Raw genomic sequence first — 18180 nt, forward strand, 5'->3', positions numbered from 1 at the left:
AGCATGGCAAGCTAGCCCGCCTCTGAGGACTCAAATCCATGCGTTCGCCCTACCGCACCGCACTGTTCGCCAGCCTGCTCGCGCTGATCTGCGCCGGGGTGCTGTGGGCGGCATATGACTGGTTTCAGGGGCGTTATCTGCGTGCGTTCAGCGAACACACCGCCGTATTTTCCGGCGATCCGCTGCGTCTGCCGGACAACCTCGCCGGGCCGGGCAATATTCGTCTGGTGCACTTCTGGGACCCGGCGTGCCCGTGCAATGTCGGCAATCAGCAGCACCTGACCGAAATGGTCGAACAGTTCGGCGCCCGCGGCGTGGAGTTTTTCGCCGTGCAAAGGCCCGGCAGCCATGGCCAGTTGCCCGCCACCCTCGCCAGCCTGAAAAGCATCATCGTCCTGCCCGGTTCCGAACAGATCCCCGCCAGCCCCGCCGTGGCGATTTGGGACCGCAGCGGCAAACTGGCCTACTTTGGCCCGTACAGCGAAGGCCTGACCTGCAACTCCAGCAATAGTTTTATCGAACCGATCCTGCATGCCCTGACGGAAGATCGCCCGGTCGATGCCACGCATACCTTGGCGGTGGGGTGTTATTGCCCGTGGCCGGTTGAGACGAAGTAAGGCATTCCGGACTTTTCAAGGACAGCGCTGCACCGCACAGATGCTCTGTGCTAAATGTTTGCAGCCCGACGGGCGGCCCACTCGCCTGCACAAGGAGTCACCATGAAGCGCGCGTTGATCGTTGTTGCCTTGCTCATCGTTGTCCTGCTCTGCGCCGCCGGCGGGTACGTCTACAGCAAACAACCGACACGTCAGGGCCAGGTCGAACTGCGCAACCTGCAAGGCTCGGTGACCGTGCGTTACGACGAGCGCGGTGTGCCGCATATTCGCGCCGAGAACGAAACCGACCTGTATCGCGCCCTCGGTTATGTGCACGCTCAGGACCGGTTGTTCCAGATGGAAGCCATGCGCCGTCTCGCCCGGGGTGAGCTGGCCGAAGTGCTGGGACCGAAACTGCTCGACACCGACAAGCTGTTCCGCAGCCTGCGCATCCGCGAACGTGCGACCAGTTACGTCGCCAGCCTCGACAAGCAGTCGCCGGCGTGGAAGGGCCTGCAAGCGTATCTGGATGGCATCAACCAATATCAGGACACCCACACCGCGCCGATCGAGTTCGACGTGCTGGGCATCCCCAAGCAGCCGTTCACTGCCGAGGACAGCATCAGCGTCGCTGGGTACATGGCCTATAGTTTTGCCGCCGCGTTTCGCACCGAGCCGCTGCTGACCTACGTGCGCGATCAGCTCGGCGCCGACTACCTGAATGTCTTCGATCTCGACTGGCAAGCCAAAGGCGTTCTGGCCACCGATCACGCCAAGCACAAACCAGCTCTCGCCGCTGGCGACTGGCAAGACCTCAACACCCTCGCCCGCCTCAGCGAGCAGGCACTGATTGACAACGGCCTGCCGCAGTTCGAAGGCAGCAACGCCTGGGTCATCGCCGGCAGCCGCAGCCAGAGTGGCAAGCCGCTGTTGGCCGGCGATCCGCACATTCGTTTCTCGGTGCCGTCGGTGTGGTACGAGGCGCAGTTGTCGGCGCCGGGCTTCGAACTGTACGGACATCATCAGGCACTGGTGCCGTTTGCGTTTCTGGGACACAACCTGGATTTCGGCTGGAGCCTGACCATGTTCCAGAACGATGACCTGGATCTGATCGCCGAGAAGGTCAACCCGGACAACCCCGATCAGGTCTGGTATCGCGGCCAGTGGACCGACATGGTCGTCACCGAGCAGCAGATCAATGTGAAAGGCCAGGCGCCCGTGACCATCACCTTGCGCCAGTCGCCGCATGGGCCGATCGTCAACGATGCCCTCGGCAGCGCTGCCGGAAAAACACCGATTGCGATGTGGTGGGCCTTCCTCGAAACGCCGAACCCGATTCTTGAAGGCTTCTATCAGCTCAACCGCGCCGACACCCTGGCCAAGGCACGCACTGCGGCGGCCAAGGTGCAGGCGCCGGGTCTGAATCTGGTCTACGCCAACGCCAAGGGCGACATCGCCTGGTGGGCCTCGGCCTTGCTGCCCAAGCGTCCGGCCGGGGTAAAACCGGGGTTCATTCTTGACGGCAGCACGCCTGAGGCGGACAAGGACGGCTACTACCCGTTCAGCGCCAATCCGCAGGAAGAAAATCCGGCGCGCGGCTATATCGTTTCGGCCAACTTCCAGCCCGTCTCGCCGACGGGGATGGAAATTCCCGGTTACTACAACCTCGCCGATCGCGGCCGGCAGCTCGATCTCCAGCTCAGCGACAACCGCGTGAAGTGGAGCAACGAGGCCAATCAGAAATTGCAGTTGGGCACAGCGACCGCTTACGGGCCGCGACTGTTGAAACCGCTATTGCCGGTGTTGCGTGAGGTGGTGAGTGATCCGGCGCAACTGAAGCTGGTCGAGCAACTGGCGCAGTGGCCTGGCGACTACCCGCTGGACTCGGTCACGGCGACGGTGTTCAACCAGTTCCTCTACGACCTCGCCGATGCGGCCATGCGCGATGAGTTGGGCAATGCCTTCTTCGAGACGCTGTTGTCGACGCGGGTGGTCGATTCCGCACTGCCGCGACTGGCGGCGAATGTCGATTCAGCGTGGTGGGACAATCGCAGCACGCCGGCCAAAGAGAGCCGCGCCGATGTCGTGCGCACCGCATGGGCGGCGAGCATGGCGCATCTCAAGCTGATGCTTGGCGACGATGTGGCGGGCTGGCAGTGGGGCGCGGCGCACACTTTGACCCACGGCCATCCGCTGGGGCAGCAGAAGCCGCTGGATCGCCTGTTCAATGTCGGCCCGTTCGCGGCACCGGGCAGTCATGAAGTACCCAACAACCTCTCGGCGAAAATCGGCCCGGCACCATGGCCGGTGACTTACGGGCCGTCGACACGGCGGCTGGTGGATTTTGCCGATCCGGCGCATGGCTTGACCATCAACCCGGTCGGCCAGAGTGGTGTGCCGTTTGACCGGCACTATGACGACCAGGCTGAAGCGTATATCGAGGGGATTTATGTGCAGGCGCATTTCAGTGAAGAAGAGGTGCTGGCGAATACGCGCAGTACGTTGAGGCTGTTACCGGCGCGCGCTGCGCAATAAATCTCGGCTGGATTGGCAGGTCCCATCGCGAGCAGGCTCACTCCTACATTGATCGAATTCCTTCAGGAAAAACGCGGTTAATTGTAGGAGTGAGCCTGCTCGCGATGCGGCCCTTCCAGTCGATACTCGTCTCAGAGGATCACGGCAAAATTCAGCCGAAACTGCTGCGGCGTCACGCCCAGCCGTCGGTTGAACACGCTGCGCATATGTTGCGCATCGCGAAACCCGCACTGGTACGCCACGGTTTTCAGCGGTGCCGCTGTGCTTTCGAGCATCACCCGCGCCGCATCCACGCGCGCCCGTTCGACAAACTCCGCAGGCGTTATCTTGGCCTCTCGCGTGAACACCCGGGAAAAATTCCGCGCACTCATGTTGGCCGCACGGGCCAGATCGGCAATCGTCAGATCCCCGGTGAGATTGGCCAATACGTACAGCTGCACCATCGCCACCGCCGACGTCGGTTCGGCATGTGGCGTGAGGAAAGGACTGAACTGCGATTGCCCGCCCGAGCGCTGGGTGAACACCACCAGGCGTTTCGCCACGTTCAGCGCGACCTCGGCGCCATGGTCACGCGCCAGCAGGTAGAGCGACAGGTCGATGCCCGCCGTGACCCCGGCCGAGGTGTAGAGGGTGTCGTCCTCGACATACAGACGATCCGCCTCAACCCGCGTCGTCGGACATAGTCGCGACAAGGCCTCGGCATCGTTCCAATGGGTGGTGACTGTGCGCCGCTCCAGCATAGTGATCCTGCGCTGCGAGGAAACGGTTGGCCTCGGCAAACACATCCATGGGGCCGCTGACGTCCAGCGATTGCACGCCGGGGAATACGACGATGGCGACGGATTTGTTCATCTCCCTCGAGATCTCCTCTGAACCTGTGGCGAGGGAGCTTGCTCCCGTTCGGCTGCGCAGCAGTCGTAAATCCGGCTACGCGGTCTGTCTGGCAAAACCGCATCGACTGTCTTGGGGCTGCCATGCAGCCCAGCGGGAGCAAGCTCCCTCGCCACATTGGATCGCAGTCGATTCCCAAAAGGTCAGTTGGCATGATTTGCAGGTGGATTGGCAAGGATCGCAGCCACGGTGCAATTGTCCGGCTCCAGGCCTGAGAACAGGCTTTCCCCATCAACGCCACAACGGCGTTTCGCTGAGGAAAACCAAAATGACCAGCACCACCGCCGGCATCAAAATCCCGCGACCGTGGCGCTGGTCACTGCCGGTGTGGAGATGGATGTGCTGGGCATCGATTACGCCGCGTTCAGCAGCGTGCAGCGCGAAGCCGTGGTGCAGCGCATCCACGCGGAGAGGGTTTCAAGGAATGCATCATCTGCGCGTTTGCCGACGGCTTGCGCCATCGTCCGCAGACCACGTTTGGCAACGTGAAGACTGATGTGCTGGTGGATCAGGAGCCGGGGTTCAGGCCGATGAACTTTGTCGAGGTCATCCGCAATTCTCCCTGGACTGCATAAATCCCCTGTAGGAGTGAGCCTGCTCGCGGTGGCGTCGTGTCAGCTGAATAATGCTTGGCTGACACACCGCTATCGCGAGCAGGCTCACTCCTACAGTTTGGATTTGGGTTGACCTCGGGAATGAGGCCAACCCGACCGGCTTATACGGTTTGTGGCGCTGGCGCGCGGCGGGCGTCCGGTTGCTTCCACGAATCGGCCGCGCTTTCTTCGATGGCTTGCTGGATGGCTTTTTTGCGTGCTTCTTCGGCGCGGCGGCTGAAGAACCACACCAGGAAGGTCACCAGCGACACCGCCAGCAGTATCAGGCTGGCCACGGCGTTGATCTCCGGCTTCACGCCCAGACGCACCGCCGAGAACACTTCCATCGGCAAGGTCGTCGACCCCGGGCCGGACACGAAGCTCGCCAGCACTAGGTCATCCAGCGACAGCGCGAACGACATCATCCCGCCCGCCGCCAGCGACGGTGCGATCATCGGGATGGTGATCAGGAAGAACACCTTCCACGGCCGTGCGCCCAAGTCCATTGCCGCTTCTTCGATCGACAGGTCCAACTCACGCAAACGCGCCGAGACCACCACCGCAACATACGCCGCACAGAATGTGGTGTGGGCGATCCAGATGGTGACGATGCCGCGTTCCTGCGGCCAGCCGATCATCTGCGCCATCGCCACGAACAGCAGCAACAGCGACAGACCAGTGATCACTTCCGGCATCACCAGCGGCGCAGTCACCAGGCCGCCGAACAGCGTGCGGCCCTTGAAGTGGGTGATGCGCGTCAGCACGAATGCCGCCAGCGTACCCAGCGCCACCGCGGCAACCGCCGTGTAGCAGGCGATTTCCAGCGAGCGCAGCACCGAGCCCATCAATTGCGAGTTATCGAGCAGGCCGACGTACCACTTGATCGACCAGCCGCCCCACACCGTTACCAGTTTGGAGGCGTTGAACGAGTAGATGACCAGGATCAGCATCGGCAGATAGATGAACAACAAACCCAGTACCAGCATCAGGCTGGAGAAACGGAAGCGCTTCATTCTTTACCCTCCATTTCCTTGGCCTGACTGCGGTTGAACAGGATGATCGGCACAATCAGGATCGCCAGCATCACCACCGCCAGCGCGGACGCCACCGGCCAGTCACGGTTGTTGAAGAATTCTTGCCAGAGCACCTTGCCGATCATCAGGGTTTCCGGACCGCCGAGCAGTTCCGGGATCACGAATTCGCCGACCACCGGGATGAACACCAGCATGCAGCCGGCAATGATCCCGTTCTTGGACAGCGGAATGGTGATTTTCCAGAAGCTGTTGAAGGTGCTCGACCCCAGGTCCGAAGCGGCTTCCAGCAAGCTGTTGTCGTGCTTCACCAGGTTGGCGTACAGCGGCAGGATCATGAACGGCAGGTACGAATAGACCACGCCGATATACACAGCGAGGTTGGTGTTGAGAATCTGCAGCGGTTCGTCGATCAGGCCCATGCTCATGAGGAAACCGTTGAGCAGGCCGTTGTTGCTGAGAATGCCCATCCACGCGTAGACGCGGATCAGGATCGCGGTCCAGGTCGGCATCATGATCAGCAGCACCAGCACCGTTTGCAGCTCTTTGCGGGCGCTGGCGATGGCGTAGGCCATCGGGTAGCCAATCAACAGACAGAGCACGGTGCTGATAAAGGCCATTTTCAGCGAGCCGAGGTACGCGGCGATGTACAGCTCGTCGCCCGCCAGCATCGCGTAGTTGCCCAGGTTCAGCAGCAGTTGCAGCTTCTGCTCGGCGTACGTGTAGATCTCGGTGTACGGCGGGATCGCCACATCGGCTTCGGCGAAGCTGATCTTCAGGACGATGAAGAATGGCAGCATGAAGAACAGGAACAGCCAGATGAACGGCACCCCGATGACCATCTGCCGGCCATTGGGGATGATTCGGTTGATACGCCGTTTGAATTTGCGCATGTTCATGAGCGAAGCACCACACCGCTGTCATCTTCCCACCACACGTAGACCTGATCGCCCCAGGTCGGACGCGCGCCGCGGCGTTCGGCGTTGGCGACAAACGACTGCACCAGTTTGCCGCTCGGCAATTCGACGTAGAACACCGAGTGACCGCCCAGATAGGCGATGTCGTGCACCTTGCCGCTCGACCAGTTGTACTCGCAGGTCGGTTGATCGGCGGTGACCAGCAGTTTTTCTGGACGGATCGCGTAGGTGACCGACTTGTCCTGCACCGAAGTGCTGATGCCGTGGCCGACGTAGATCTGCCGGTCGAGGTCCTTGCAGGTGATGGTCGCGTGGCCTTCGGCGTCGTCGATTACTTCGCCTTCGAAGATGTTCACGTTACCGATGAATTCGCAGACCAGACGGCTGGTCGGGGTTTCGTAGATGTCGATCGGGCTGCCGATCTGGGCGATCCAGCCCAGGTGCATGATCGCGATGCGCTCGGCCATGGTCATGGCCTCTTCCTGATCGTGGGTCACCATCACGCAGGTCACGCCGACGCGCTCAATGATTTCCACCAGTTCCAGTTGCATCTGCGAACGCAGTTTTTTGTCCAGCGCGCCCATCGGTTCGTCGAGCAGCAGCAGCTTCGGCCGCTTCGCCAGGGAACGCGCCAGCGCCACCCGCTGACGTTGACCGCCGGACAATTGATGCGGCTTGCGCTTGGCGTACTGGCTCATCTGCACCAGCTTGAGCATCTCGGCCACGCGGGCGTCGATTTCAGCCTTGGGAATCTTGTCCTGCTGCAGGCCGAAGGCGATGTTCTGCGCCACGGTCATGTGCGGGAACAAGGCGTAGGACTGAAACATCATGTTGATCGGACGTTCGTACGGCGGCATGTCGGTGATATCGACGCCGTCGAGGAAGATGCGCCCCTCCGTGGGCCGTTCGAAGCCTGCGAGCATGCGCAGCAGGGTCGACTTACCCGAACCCGAACCGCCGAGCAGGGCGAAGATCTCGCCCTTCTTGATTTCCAGGGACACGTCGTCCACGGCAATCGTCTCGTCGAACTTCTTCGTGACCCGATCGATTTTGACCAGCACCTGTTTCGGTGTCTGGTCGCCCTCGAGGGCTTTCTTGTAGGCGCCGGAGGCAACTGCCATTTACGAAACTCCCAACAGAAGCAGCGGTTCGCCACGCAAGACGAACCCTGGATAGTTTGTGCGTTATTTGCCCGACTTGACCTTGGTCCAGCTACGGGTCATCAAACGCTGAATATTGGCTGGCAACTCGGTCGACACGTAGGTCTTGTCGAGGACTGCTTGCGGCGGATAAACCGCTTCATCGGTGCGAATGGATTGTTCCATCAGCGTGTCCGAACCCGGGTTGGGGTTGGCGTAACCGACGTAATCACTGACCTGGGCGATCACCTCAGGTTTCAGCAAGTAGTTGATGAACGCGTGGGCTTCTTTGACGTTGGACGAGTCCTTGGGGATCGCCAGCATGTCGAACCACAGCGCGCCGCCCTCTTTCGGGATCGAGTAGGCGATGTTGACGCCCTTCTTGGCTTCCTCGGCACGGTTCTTCGCCTGGAAGATGTCGCCGGAGAAACCGATGGCCACGCAGATGTCGCCGTTGGCCAGATCACCGATGTATTTCGAGGAGTGGAAATAGGTCACATAAGGCCGCACCGCGAGCAGCTTGGCGGTGGCTTTTTCGTAATCCTTGGTGTTGGTGCTGTTGGCGTTCAGGCCCAGGTAATTGAGCATGGTCGGCATCATTTCATCGGCCGAATCGAGGAACGCAACGCCGCAGCTGTGCAGCTTCTTGATGTTTTCCGGCTCGAACAGCACGGCCCAGGAATCGATCTTGTCGATACCGAGCACGGCTTTGACCTTGTCGACGTTATAGCCGATGCCGTTGGTGCCCCACAGATACGGCACGGCGTAAAGGTTGCCGGGATCGTTCTGTTGCAGGCGCTTGAGCAGCACCGGGTCGAGATTGGAATAATTAGGCAACTGCGCCTTGTCGAGTTTCTGGAATGCGCCCGCCTTGATCTGCTTGCCAAGGAAATGGTTGGACGGCACGACCACGTCGTAACCGGTGCGTCCGGCGAGCAGCTTGCCTTCCAGGGTTTCGTTGGAATCGAAAACGTCGTAGACCGGTTTGATCCCGGTCTCTTTCTCGAAGTCGGCCAGGGTCGATTCGCCGATGTAATCCGACCAGTTATAAATATGCACCGTCCCGGCGGCCTGGGCACCGACCATGAACGTCAGGCCGGCAGCGGCCAGCAGGGCATTGCGCAACGAAGAAAAAATAGGCAAGTGGAGGTCCTCTAAATTAGTTGGGCCCAAGTTGCCCCGCGCTGCATGACAGCCATGGCTGCCCGACAACAAAACCGGCGCGCAACTTACCCTCGAAAAACCGATCCAGCAAAACTTTCCGTCATTTAATTATTCCGCTGGCCGCCGTCGCGGCGACGACGGCCAGCGGTTGTGGCATCAAACCGGCTTATTTGCCCGATTTGATCTTGGTCCAGCTACGGGTGATCAGACGCAGCGTCGCGGCGTCCAGATCGCTGATCGCATAGAGCTGCTTCTTCACTTCAGCCGACGGATAGATGCTTGGGTCGCTGGTGATGTCCTTGTCCACCAAAGGCGTGGCGGCCTTGTTGCCATTCGGGAAACGCACGGCATTGGTGATGCCGGCCATCACTTGCGGCTCGAGCAGGTAGTTCATGAACTTGTAGGCCGCCTCGACGTTTTCGGCATCCTTCGGAATGGCGACCATGTCGTAGAAAGTACCGGCGCCTTCTTTTGGAATGGTGTAGGCCAGTTTGACCTTGTCACCGGCTTCCTGGGCGCGGGTCTTGGATTGCTCCAGGTCACCCGAGTAACCGACCGCTACGCAGATATTGCCGTTGGCCAGGTCGGAGATGTACTTGGACGAGTGGAAGTAGGCGACCGAAGGACGAATCTTGAGGAACAGGTCTTCGGCGGCTTTCAGGTCAGCCTTGTCCTTGCTGTTGGTCGGCTTGCCCAGATAGTGCAATGCCGCCGGAATCATCTCGGTCGGGGCATCGAGGAAGCTCACGCCGCAGCTTTTGAGTTTCTCGATGTTTTCCGGCTTGAACACCACGTCCCACGAATCGATCTTGTCGATGCCCAGTGCAGCCTTGACCTTGGCCGGGTTGTAGCCGATGCCGATCGAACCCCACATGTATGGGAAGGCGTGTTTGTTGCCCTGGTCGCTGGCGTCGCCAACAGCCTTGAGCAGGTCTTCGTCGAGGTTTTTCCAGTTCGGCAGTTTGGACTTGTCCAGTTCCTGGTAAACGCCGGCCTTGATCTGCTTGGCGAGGAAGTTGTTGGAAGGCACCACGATGTCGTAACCGGACTTGCCGGCCAGCAGCTTGGCTTCCAGCGTTTCGTTACTGTCGAAGACGTCGTAGACGACTTTGATCCCGGTGGCTTTTTCGAAGTTGGCCACGGTGTCCGGCGCGATGTAGTCGGACCAGTTGTAGACGTGCAATACCTTGTCGTCCGCCTGAACCGCACCCGCCATCATGCCCGCCATGGACAGCGCGAGCAGAGTCTTGCCAGCTAGCTTTTTACCTAATGCCTTCATGCGTCATGCTCCAAATTTTTTCTTTTTTGAACCACTGTGTTCAGCGGCCGAACCCGGACAACTGGAACCGCGGCTAGTCTGGCAAGATCCGAGGCGCTCTTTCAAGGAAAGACGGCCTTTCTGACAGCTTTGGGCGAGTGTGCCGCAGCTCCCCCGCTCAAAGCCTAGCACCTAGGCCTGCAGCGCACCGAGGGTCAGGTCCAGACACTTGCGTGCCTTTGTAACCAGCTCATCGATCTCCGCTTTGCTGATCACCAGCGGCGGCGCGATGATCATGGTGTCACCCACGGCGCGCATGATCAGGCCGTTGTCGAAGCAGAACTGCCGGCAGATCATGCCGACGCCCTTGCCTTCGTAACGCTTGCGTGTGGCCTTGTCCTGCACCAGCTCGATCGCCCCTAACAGGCCGACGCCGCGAACTTCACCCACCAACGGGTGATCGTTCAGCTCGCGCAGACGTTTCTGCAAATACGGTGCCGTTTCGTTGTGGGCGTTCTCGATAATTTTCTCATCGCGCAGGATGCGGATGTTTTCCAGACCCACCGCCGCTGCCACCGGATGCCCGGAGTAGGTAAAGCCGTGGTTGAAGTCGCCGCCCTCATTGAGCACCGCTACCACCGAATCACGCACGATCAGGCCACCCATAGGGATGTAGCCGGAGGTCAGGCCCTTGGCGATGGTCATCATGTCGGGCGCAAGGTCGTAGAAATCGCTACCGAACCACTCACCGGTACGGCCGAAACCGCAGATCACTTCATCGGCGACGAAGAGGATGTCGTACCTGGCGAGGATTTCTTTGATGCGCGGCCAGTAAGTGTCGGGCGGAATGATCACGCCACCGGCACCCTGGATCGGCTCGGCAATAAAGGCACCGACGTTGTCGACGCCGACTTCGAGAATCTTCTCTTCCAGTTGATTGGCCGCCCAGACGCCGAACTCTTCCGGGGTCATGTCGCCGCCTTCGGCGAACCAGTACGGCTGGGCAATGTGGACGATGCCCGGAATCGGCAAATCGCCCTGCTCGTGCATGTAGGTCATGCCACCCAGGCTGGCGCCGGCCACGGTCGAACCGTGATAACCGTTCTTGCGGCTGATGATGACTTTCTTGTTCGGCTGGCCTTTGATCGCCCAGTAGTGGCGAACCATACGCAGCATGGTGTCGTTGCCTTCGGAGCCGGAGCCGGTGAAGAACACATGGTTCATGCCTTGCGGCGCAACGTCAGCGATGGACTTGGCCAATTCCAGCGCCGGCGGGTGGGCGGTCTGGAAAAACAGGTTGTAGTACGGCAGCTCGCACATCTGTTTGGCGGCAGCATCGGCCAGTTCATCGCGGCCGTAACCGATGGCCACGCACCAGAGGCCGGCCATGCCGTCGAGGATCTTGTTGCCTTCGCTGTCCCACAGGTAAACGCCCTTGGCGTTGGTGATGATCCGCGGGCCCTTCTCTTTCAGTTGCTTGAAGTCACTGAACGGGGCCAGGTGGTGATCGCTGCTCAGCGCTTGCCACTCACGGGTTTGCGGGTTGTTGCTGGTCATGCCAATTCTCCTTGTTATCGGTGAAGGCGCGACGGCTGGCCGCCGCGCCCGGCGCATCAGACGGCGAAGAGCAGGTACTCACGCTCCCAGGAACTGATCACGCGCTTGAAGTTTTCATGCTCGGCCCGCTTGACCGCGACGTAGCCTGTGATGAAAGTCTTGCCGAGGTACTTCTCGACAGTCTTGCTGTTTTCCATGCGTTCCAGCGCGTCTTCGATGGTCAGCGGCAGACGCAGGTTGCGGCGCTCGTAACCACGACCGACAACCGGCGCGCTCGGATTAAGGCCTTCAACCATGCCGATGTAACCGCAGAGCAGGCTCGCGGCGATCGCCAGATAAGGGTTGGCGTCGGCGCCCGGCAAGCGGTTTTCCACACGACGGTTCTGCGGGCCGGCGTCCGGTACGCGCAGGCCGACGGTACGGTTCTCTTCGCCCCACTCGACGTTCACCGGCGCCGAGGTGTCCGGCAGGAAGCGGCGGAACGAATTGACGTTCGGCGCGAACAGCGGCAACAGCTCGGGGATCAGTTTCTGCAGACCACCGATGTGGTGCAGGAACAACTGACTCATGGTCCCGTCTTCGTTAGAGAAGACGTTCTTGCCGGTCTGAATGTCGATGATGCTCTGGTGCAGGTGCATGGCGCTGCCCGGCTCGCCGGTCATCGGCTTGGCCATGAACGTCGCGGCCACGTCGTGCTTGAGTGCGGCTTCGCGCATGGTGCGCTTGAACACCAGAATCTGGTCGGCCAGCGACAAGGCATCGCCGTGACGGAAGTTGATTTCCATCTGCGCCGTGCCGTCTTCGTGGATCAGCGTATCAAGGTCCAGCTCCTGCAGTTCGCACCAGTCGTAGACGTCTTCGAACAGCGGGTCGAATTCGTTCGCCGCTTCGATGGAGAACGACTGGCGACCGATTTCCGGACGGCCCGAGCGGCCAATCGGCGGCTGCAACGGATAGTCGGGGTCGTCGCTGCGCTTGGTCAGGTAGAACTCCATCTCCGGCGCCACGATCGGCTGCCAGCCCTTGTCGGCATACAGCTTCAAGACTTTCTTGAGCACGTTGCGCGGAGACAGCTCGATCGGGTTGCCTTGCTTGTCGTAGGTGTCGTGGATCACTTGCGCGGTTGGCTCGATGGCCCATGGCACCAGGTACACGGCGTTCTGGTCGGGACGGCAGATCATGTCGATGTCGGCCGGGTCGAGCAGTTCGTAATAGATGTCGTCTTCGACGTAGTCGCCGGTCACGGTCTGCAACAGCACGCTTTCGGGCAGACGCATGCCTTTCTCGGCGATGAACTTGTTGGTCGGCGAAATCTTGCCCCGGGTGATGCCGGTCAAGTCGGCGATCATGCATTCGACTTCTGTGATCTTGTGGTCTTTCAACCAATCGGTGAGCTGGTCGAGGTTGTTACTCATAAATGCCTCTGGGCTGAGTCTCCTGACGCAAGGTCAGGCAAAGTTTGACGCCTGGGGCGTCGCGTTAAAGGGGGCTTGCTCGCGCAGTGCCGGCTTACGCCTGGCACCGCGCATAAACAATGAAAGAGGAGCTTACCTGCCCTTTACGCTGGCGTTGCATTTCCCGTGCACTTTCGAAACGTGCAGCCACCCGTGCAGAATCACGAGCACGGCGCTGCGCGCGGCACGGGCTTTGAGCATGAAAGAGTTCTATAGTGAGAGGAGACGCCATAAAGCGGATGCTAGGCCCGAGGTCCAGAATATCGGACGCTGCCGTTTTGCCGGTTGTTGACGACGATGTCGTCGACAGGTTGCGCGCCTTGCTGGCTGCGCTACGGACGGATTGATCGCCACTGATGTGATGAGCATGCAGACCGGACTGTTGCGAGCAGTCGGTGATGCCGATTAACGGCAGGCGAGACATGAAGCACCCCGGTATTATTGCTGTTATGGGTTTGACCGGAGCTTAGCCTTGTTCATTTTTTTACACAACACCCCCGTAAAAAATACAACACGGCCTGCTCAAGCCCGCGGTTGGTGAGCATCTGCAAGGGCAAAAACAGCCTAAAAATGCCCCATAAATGCCCTCGCAGCGCTTTTTTAGGGCAAAAAAGGCCTCGCTTGACTTCGGCAGGCCGTTCGGGTTGACTGAAACCAGAAAAGATCAATGATTGATATTTTTAACAACAAAGGTGTTGCATCATGTCGGTACCCCCGCGTGCCGTTCAGCTTAACGAAGCGAACGCGTTCCTTAAGGAACATCCTGAGGTTCTGTACGTTGACCTTCTGATTGCGGATATGAATGGTGTGGTGCGCGGCAAGCGCATCGAACGCACCAGCCTCCACAAGGTTTACGAGAAAGGCATCAACCTGCCGGCCTCTCTATTTGCTCTGGATATCAACGGCTCCACGGTGGAAAGCACCGGTCTGGGCCTGGACATCGGCGACGCCGATCGTATCTGCTATCCAATCCCCGATACCCTGTGCAACGAGCCATGGCAGAAGCGCCCTACCGCGCAGCTGTTGATGACCATGCACGAACTCGAAGGCGACCCGTTCTTCGCCGATCCGCGCGAAGTACTGCGCCAGGTAGTGGCCAAGTTCGATGAACTGGGGCTGACCATCTGCGCCGCCTTCGAACTCGAGTTTTACCTGATCGACCAGGAAAACGTGAACGGCCGCCCACAGCCGCCACGCTCGCCGATCTCGGGCAAACGTCCGCACTCGACGCAGGTTTACCTGATCGACGACCTCGACGAATACGTCGACTGCCTCCAGGACATTCTCGAAGGCGCAAAAGAACAAGGCATCCCGGCCGATGCAATCGTCAAGGAAAGTGCCCCGGCGCAGTTCGAAGTCAACCTGCACCACGTTGCCGACCCGATCAAGGCCTGCGACTACGCGGTCCTGCTCAAGCGTCTGATCAAGAACATCGCCTACGACCATGAAATGGACACCACCTTCATGGCCAAGCCGTATCCGGGCCAGGCGGGTAATGGTCTGCACGTGCACATTTCGATTCTGGACAAAGCCGGCAAAAACATTTTTGCCAGTGAGGATCCCGAGCAGAACGCCGCGCTGCGTCACGCGATCGGCGGTGTGCTCGAGACCCTGCCCGCGCAGATGGCTTTCCTCTGCCCGAACGTCAACTCCTACCGTCGCTTCGGCGCGCAGTTCTACGTACCGAACTCGCCGTGCTGGGGCCTGGACAACCGCACCGTGGCGATCCGCGTGCCGACCGGCTCCTCCGATGCCGTGCGTATCGAACACCGCGTTGCCGGCGCCGACGCCAACCCGTACCTGCTGATGGCTTCGGTATTGGCCGGCGTGCACCACGGTCTGGTCAACCAGATCGAACCGGGCGCGCCTGTCGAAGGCAACAGCTACGAGCAGAACGAACAGAGCCTGCCGAACAACTTGCGTGATGCCCTGCGCGAGCTGGACGACAGCGAGGTGATGGCCAAGTACATCGATCCGAAGTACATCGATATCTTCGTCGCCTGCAAGGAAAGCGAGCTGGAGGAGTTCGAACACTCCATCTCCGACCTTGAGTACAACTGGTACTTGCATACTGTTTAAGTGGTTTGCAGCTATATAAAAACGCCGTTGGCTATTCAGCCAGCGGCGTTTTTTTATGGCCGAGCACTTTCCCCTGTGGTGAGGGAGCTTGCTCCCGCTGGGTTGCGCAGCAGCCCCAAGACCATACGACTCGGTTTGCCAATTGTACGACTGCTGCGCAGCCGAGCGGGAGCAAGCTCCCTCGCCACAGGGACTGTGTTGCATTCGGGATGGGCGCTCCGCGTACAATGCCCGCTGCCCCGCAGGAGACTTCCATGACGCGTCCCGCCACCGTCCGCAAACCCCGTGCCCGCAGTCAGGCGCGGATCGATTCGATACTCGACGCCGCGCGCACGCTGCTGGCCGCCGAGGGTGTGGCGAGCCTGTCGATCTACAGCGTCGCCGAGCGCGCGCAGATTCCGCCCTCTTCCGTGTATCACTTTTTCGCCAGCGTCCCGGCACTGCTCGAAGCGCTGACAGCGGATGTCCACGCGGCGTTTCGCGCGTGCCTGCAAGCACCGATCGACCATGACGCGCTACGTGACTGGCGCGATCTGTCGCGGCTGGTGGAGCAGCGGATGTTGGAGATCTACGGCGAAGATGCGGCTGCGCGGCAACTGATTCTTGCGCAGCACGGACTGACCGAAGTGACCCAGGCTGACCGTCAGCATGACCTGGAACTGGGCGACCTGATGCACAAACTGTTCGACCATCATTTCGAGCTGCCGAGGCTGCCGGACGATGTCGATGTGTTTGCCCTGGCGATGGAACTGGGCGACCGGGTTTATGCACGCTCGGTGCAGCAGCATGGGCAGATCACCCCGCGCATGGCCGAGGAAGGGATGCGGGTGTTTGATGCTTATATCAGCCTCTATCTTCCGCCCTATCTACCCAAAAGATCTTTAGTGATCTGACTGGCCTCATCGCTGGCAAGCCAGCTCCCACAAGGGATTTATGACCGACAAATAACTCTGTGGGAGCTGGCTTGCCAGCGATGGCCGCGCCGCCGGTTTCAAGCCAGGCACAAAAAACCCCGAAGGGCTCACACCCCCCGGGGTTGTTTTTCGCTCACCGGCTTACAACTTGGCGATCGATACCTCGGTGGATTTCACAAAGGCGATCACTTCGCTGCCCACCACCAGTTCCAGTTCTTTCACTGAACGTGTGGTAATCACCGATGTGACGATGCCCGAAGCGGTCTGCACGTCGATTTCCGACAGCACGTCGCCGAGGACGATTTCCTTGATCGAGCCTTTGAACTGGTTGCGCACGTTGATGGCTTTGATAGTCATGATATTTCTCCTGAGGTCGAAATAAGCTGCAAATGGCAAGCTTCAAGCGGCAAGCAAAAGCACAGCGCTTTTACTTGTAGCTTGTAGCTTGTAGCTAGCAGCTGCTTTCATTGCGCCCAACGCAGTTGCGTAGGCAGGGGTGAAACGGGTTCCGGCGCCGGCGGTTCGCCGGGCAGGGACAGAACACGATTAAGCACTTCGGTTTCCAGCGCGGCGAGGCGATGCGAGCCACGGACCCGAGGGCGTGGCAGTTCGATGTGCAGATCGAGGCCGACCTCGCCGTCCTCGATCAGGATCACCCGATCGGCAATCGCCACCGCTTCGCTGACGTCGTGGGTCACCAGCAGCACGGTAAAACCGTGTTGCTGCCAGAGCCGTTCGATCAGTTGCTGCATCTCGATGCGGGTCAGCGCATCCAGCGCGCCAAGCGGTTCGTCGAGCAGCAGCAAACGCGGCTGATGGATCAGCGCGCGAGCCAGCGCGACCCGCTGCTTTTGGCCACCGGACAAGGCTGCCGGCCACTCATCGGCGCGATCCGCCAGACCCACCGCTTCCAGTGCATCCAGCGCTTGCTGACGCCAGTTGCCCTTGAGGCCGAGGCCGACGTTGTCGATGATCTTTTTCCACGGCAGCAGGCGCGCTTCCTGAAACATCAATCGCGTATCGTCCCGCGCCTGACTGAGCGGCGCGGAGCCGGCAAGCAAGTCGCCGCCAGTCGGTTGATCGAGGCCGGCGAGCAAACGCAGAAACGTACTCTTGCCACAACCGCTGCGCCCGACCACGGCGACGAATTGCCCCGCCGGAATGTGCAGGTCGATGTCGCGTAGCACTTGGCGTGAGCCAAAGGTTTTCTGCAGGTTGCGCACGGCCAGCGGAATCCCGCGCAGCAGGCGTGGAGGTTGCTGAGCGGTCATGCTGCACCTCCCTTGGCAACCTGATAGGCCGGATGCCAGCGCAACCACACGCGTTCAAGTCCACGAGCCGCGAGGTCGGCGAGTTTGCCGAGCACGGCGTAAAGCAGGATCGCCAGTACCACCACGTCGGTCTGCAAGAACTCGCGGGCGTTCATCGCCAGATAGCCGATGCCCGAGCTGGCCGAGATGGTTTCGGCGACGATCAGCGTCAGCCACATGAAGCCCAGGGCGAAGCGCACGCCGACCAGAATCGATGGCAGCGCGCCCGGCAGAATCACCTGCCAGAACAGGCTGAAACCGCCCAGGCCATAACTGCGCGCCATCTCCACCAGCGCCGGATCGACGTTGCGGATGCCGTGGTAAGTGTTGAGGTAAATCGGGAACAACGTACCCAGCGCCACCAGAAAAATCTTCGCCGACTCGTCGATGCCGAACCACAGAATCACCAGCGGAATCAGCGCCAGATGCGGCACGTTGCGGATCATTTGCACCGAACTGTCGAGCAGGCGTTCGCCCCATTTCGACAGGCCAGTGATGAAACCCAGCACCAGGCCAATGCTGCCGCCGATGGTGAAACCCAGTGCCGCGCGCCAGCCGCTGATCGCCAGATGCGTCCAGATTTCGCCGCTGCGCACCAGACTGACACCGGCCTCGATCACCGCCACCGGCGCCGGCAGAATCCGTGTCGACAGCCAGCCCGCCGACACCGACAACTGCCACACCGCCAGCAGCAACACCGGCAACGCCCAAGGCGCGAGGCTGTGGATAAATTTCTTCATGG

Annotated in this window: 14 protein-coding genes and 3 pseudogenes; 5 read left to right on the forward strand and 12 right to left on the reverse strand. The window is 60.3% G+C overall.

All coding sequences use genetic code 11. The annotated features are described in order from the left end of the window. Nucleotides 1–38 precede the first annotated feature (38 nt). Both HU743_RS08070 and HU743_RS08075 read left to right on the forward strand, forming a co-directional pair. Nucleotides 39–617 (forward strand): DUF6436 domain-containing protein, encoded by a 579-nt coding sequence (locus HU743_RS08070; protein WP_186631843.1) that lies wholly within the window; start codon nucleotides 39–41, stop codon nucleotides 615–617. Nucleotides 618–719: 102 nt separating this feature from the next. After that, complete coding sequence (locus tag HU743_RS08075; protein ID WP_186648010.1) at nucleotides 720–3131, forward strand: penicillin acylase family protein; 2412 nt, start codon at nucleotides 720–722, stop codon at nucleotides 3129–3131. Nucleotides 3132–3262: 131 nt separating this feature from the next. Here the strand turns inward: HU743_RS08075 and HU743_RS08080 are convergent. Then, a pseudogene (locus HU743_RS08080) lies at nucleotides 3263–3983 on the reverse strand (helix-turn-helix domain-containing protein). A gap of 342 nt (nucleotides 3984–4325) precedes the next feature. On the opposite strand from HU743_RS08080, the pseudogene HU743_RS08085 reads away from it, so the two are divergent. Next, a pseudogene (locus tag HU743_RS08085) lies at nucleotides 4326–4597 on the forward strand (phosphohydrolase); the annotation flags it as partial. A 140-nt stretch (nucleotides 4598–4737) separates the two neighbouring features. Here HU743_RS08085 and HU743_RS08090 read toward each other — a convergent pair. From HU743_RS08090 to HU743_RS08125, 8 genes and pseudogenes are all read right to left on the reverse strand, one after another. Further along, on the reverse strand, nucleotides 4738–5628 hold the full coding sequence (locus HU743_RS08090) for an ABC transporter permease subunit (protein ID WP_024014718.1): 891 nt from the start codon (nucleotides 5626–5628) through the stop codon (nucleotides 4738–4740). Then, entirely contained in the window at nucleotides 5625–6506 is an 882-nt protein-coding gene (locus tag HU743_RS08095; RefSeq protein WP_186648064.1) for an ABC transporter permease subunit, read from the reverse strand. Before HU743_RS08095 ends, HU743_RS08090 begins: the two co-directional genes overlap by 4 nt. A 35-nt stretch (nucleotides 6507–6541) precedes the next feature. Next, the gene (gene potA, locus HU743_RS08100) at nucleotides 6542–7684 is read right to left on the reverse strand and encodes a polyamine ABC transporter ATP-binding protein (protein ID WP_103302476.1); all 1143 of its coding nucleotides are present in this window, start codon (nucleotides 7682–7684) and stop codon (nucleotides 6542–6544) included. Nucleotides 7685–7747: 63 nt separating this feature from the next. Next, nucleotides 7748–8845 carry a polyamine ABC transporter substrate-binding protein gene (locus tag HU743_RS08105; protein WP_186648012.1) on the reverse strand — a complete coding sequence of 366 codons (1098 nt, stop codon included), beginning with the start codon at nucleotides 8843–8845 and terminating at the stop codon, nucleotides 7748–7750. A gap of 187 nt (nucleotides 8846–9032) precedes the next feature. Beyond that, a complete protein-coding gene (locus tag HU743_RS08110; protein ID WP_186551263.1) occupies nucleotides 9033–10145 on the reverse strand; it encodes a polyamine ABC transporter substrate-binding protein in 1113 nt (370 codons plus the stop codon). Between the two features lie 171 nt (nucleotides 10146–10316). Then, on the reverse strand, nucleotides 10317–11681 hold the full coding sequence (locus tag HU743_RS08115) for an aspartate aminotransferase family protein (protein WP_186648014.1): 1365 nt from the start codon (nucleotides 11679–11681) through the stop codon (nucleotides 10317–10319). Nucleotides 11682–11737: 56 nt separating this feature from the next. After that, nucleotides 11738–13096 carry a glutamine synthetase family protein gene (locus HU743_RS08120; protein WP_186638046.1) on the reverse strand — a complete coding sequence of 453 codons (1359 nt, stop codon included), beginning with the start codon at nucleotides 13094–13096 and terminating at the stop codon, nucleotides 11738–11740. Between the two features lie 346 nt (nucleotides 13097–13442). After that, nucleotides 13443–13559: pseudogene (locus HU743_RS08125) on the reverse strand (gamma-glutamyl-gamma-aminobutyrate hydrolase family protein); the annotation flags it as partial. A gap of 278 nt (nucleotides 13560–13837) precedes the next feature. Between HU743_RS08125 and HU743_RS08130 the strand changes: the two are divergent. Beyond that, on the forward strand, nucleotides 13838–15214 hold the full coding sequence (locus HU743_RS08130; RefSeq protein WP_186551266.1) for a glutamine synthetase family protein: 1377 nt from the start codon (nucleotides 13838–13840) through the stop codon (nucleotides 15212–15214). Nucleotides 15215–15468: 254 nt separating this feature from the next. After that, complete coding sequence (locus tag HU743_RS08135; RefSeq protein WP_186648016.1) at nucleotides 15469–16107, forward strand: TetR/AcrR family transcriptional regulator; 639 nt, start codon at nucleotides 15469–15471, stop codon at nucleotides 16105–16107. A 162-nt stretch (nucleotides 16108–16269) separates the two neighbouring features. Here HU743_RS08135 and HU743_RS08140 read toward each other — a convergent pair whose 3' ends face one another. The 3 genes from HU743_RS08140 to ssuC all read right to left on the reverse strand — a co-directional run bounded on the left by HU743_RS08140 (nucleotide 16270) and on the right by ssuC (nucleotide 18178). Further along, a complete protein-coding gene (locus tag HU743_RS08140; RefSeq protein WP_003229256.1) occupies nucleotides 16270–16485 on the reverse strand; it encodes a TOBE domain-containing protein in 216 nt (71 codons plus the stop codon). A 107-nt stretch (nucleotides 16486–16592) separates the two neighbouring features. After that, nucleotides 16593–17399: an aliphatic sulfonates ABC transporter ATP-binding protein gene (ssuB, locus tag HU743_RS08145; RefSeq protein WP_186648018.1), complete on the reverse strand. Its 807-nt coding sequence runs from the start codon at nucleotides 17397–17399 to the stop codon at nucleotides 16593–16595. Further along, nucleotides 17396–18178 carry an aliphatic sulfonate ABC transporter permease SsuC gene (ssuC, locus tag HU743_RS08150; RefSeq protein ID WP_186638049.1) on the reverse strand — a complete coding sequence of 261 codons (783 nt, stop codon included), beginning with the start codon at nucleotides 18176–18178 and terminating at the stop codon, nucleotides 17396–17398. The genes ssuB and ssuC overlap by 4 nt, the downstream gene beginning before the upstream one ends. Nucleotides 18179–18180: the final 2 nt, after the last annotated feature.

Source organism: Pseudomonas sp. SWRI99 (genome assembly GCF_014270125.1).
GTDB classification, from domain to species: Bacteria; Pseudomonadota; Gammaproteobacteria; order Pseudomonadales; family Pseudomonadaceae; genus Aquipseudomonas; species Aquipseudomonas hamedanensis.

Excerpts from the sequence above, each read along its gene's own strand:
- HU743_RS08120 (WP_186638046.1), bottom strand. The coding sequence starts at position 13,096 with ATGAGTAACAACCTCGACCAGCTCACCGATTGGTTGAAAGACCACAAG.
- HU743_RS08110 (WP_186551263.1), bottom strand. The coding sequence starts at position 10,145 with ATGAAGGCATTAGGTAAAAAGCTAGCTGGCAAGACTCTGCTCGCGCTG.
- HU743_RS08135 (WP_186648016.1), top strand. The coding sequence starts at position 15,469 with ATGACGCGTCCCGCCACCGTCCGCAAACCCCGTGCCCGCAGTCAGGCG.
- ssuB (WP_186648018.1), bottom strand. The coding sequence starts at position 17,399 with ATGACCGCTCAGCAACCTCCACGCCTGCTGCGCGGGATTCCGCTGGCC.
- HU743_RS08070 (WP_186631843.1), top strand. The coding sequence starts at position 39 with ATGCGTTCGCCCTACCGCACCGCACTGTTCGCCAGCCTGCTCGCGCTG.
- HU743_RS08115 (WP_186648014.1), bottom strand. The coding sequence starts at position 11,681 with ATGACCAGCAACAACCCGCAAACCCGTGAGTGGCAAGCGCTGAGCAGC.
- HU743_RS08090 (WP_024014718.1), bottom strand. The coding sequence starts at position 5,628 with ATGAAGCGCTTCCGTTTCTCCAGCCTGATGCTGGTACTGGGTTTGTTG.
- HU743_RS08075 (WP_186648010.1), top strand. The coding sequence starts at position 720 with ATGAAGCGCGCGTTGATCGTTGTTGCCTTGCTCATCGTTGTCCTGCTC.
- ssuC (WP_186638049.1), bottom strand. The coding sequence starts at position 18,178 with ATGAAGAAATTTATCCACAGCCTCGCGCCTTGGGCGTTGCCGGTGTTG.
- HU743_RS08140 (WP_003229256.1), bottom strand. The coding sequence starts at position 16,485 with ATGACTATCAAAGCCATCAACGTGCGCAACCAGTTCAAAGGCTCGATC.
- potA (WP_103302476.1), bottom strand. The coding sequence starts at position 7,684 with ATGGCAGTTGCCTCCGGCGCCTACAAGAAAGCCCTCGAGGGCGACCAG.
- HU743_RS08130 (WP_186551266.1), top strand. The coding sequence starts at position 13,838 with ATGTCGGTACCCCCGCGTGCCGTTCAGCTTAACGAAGCGAACGCGTTC.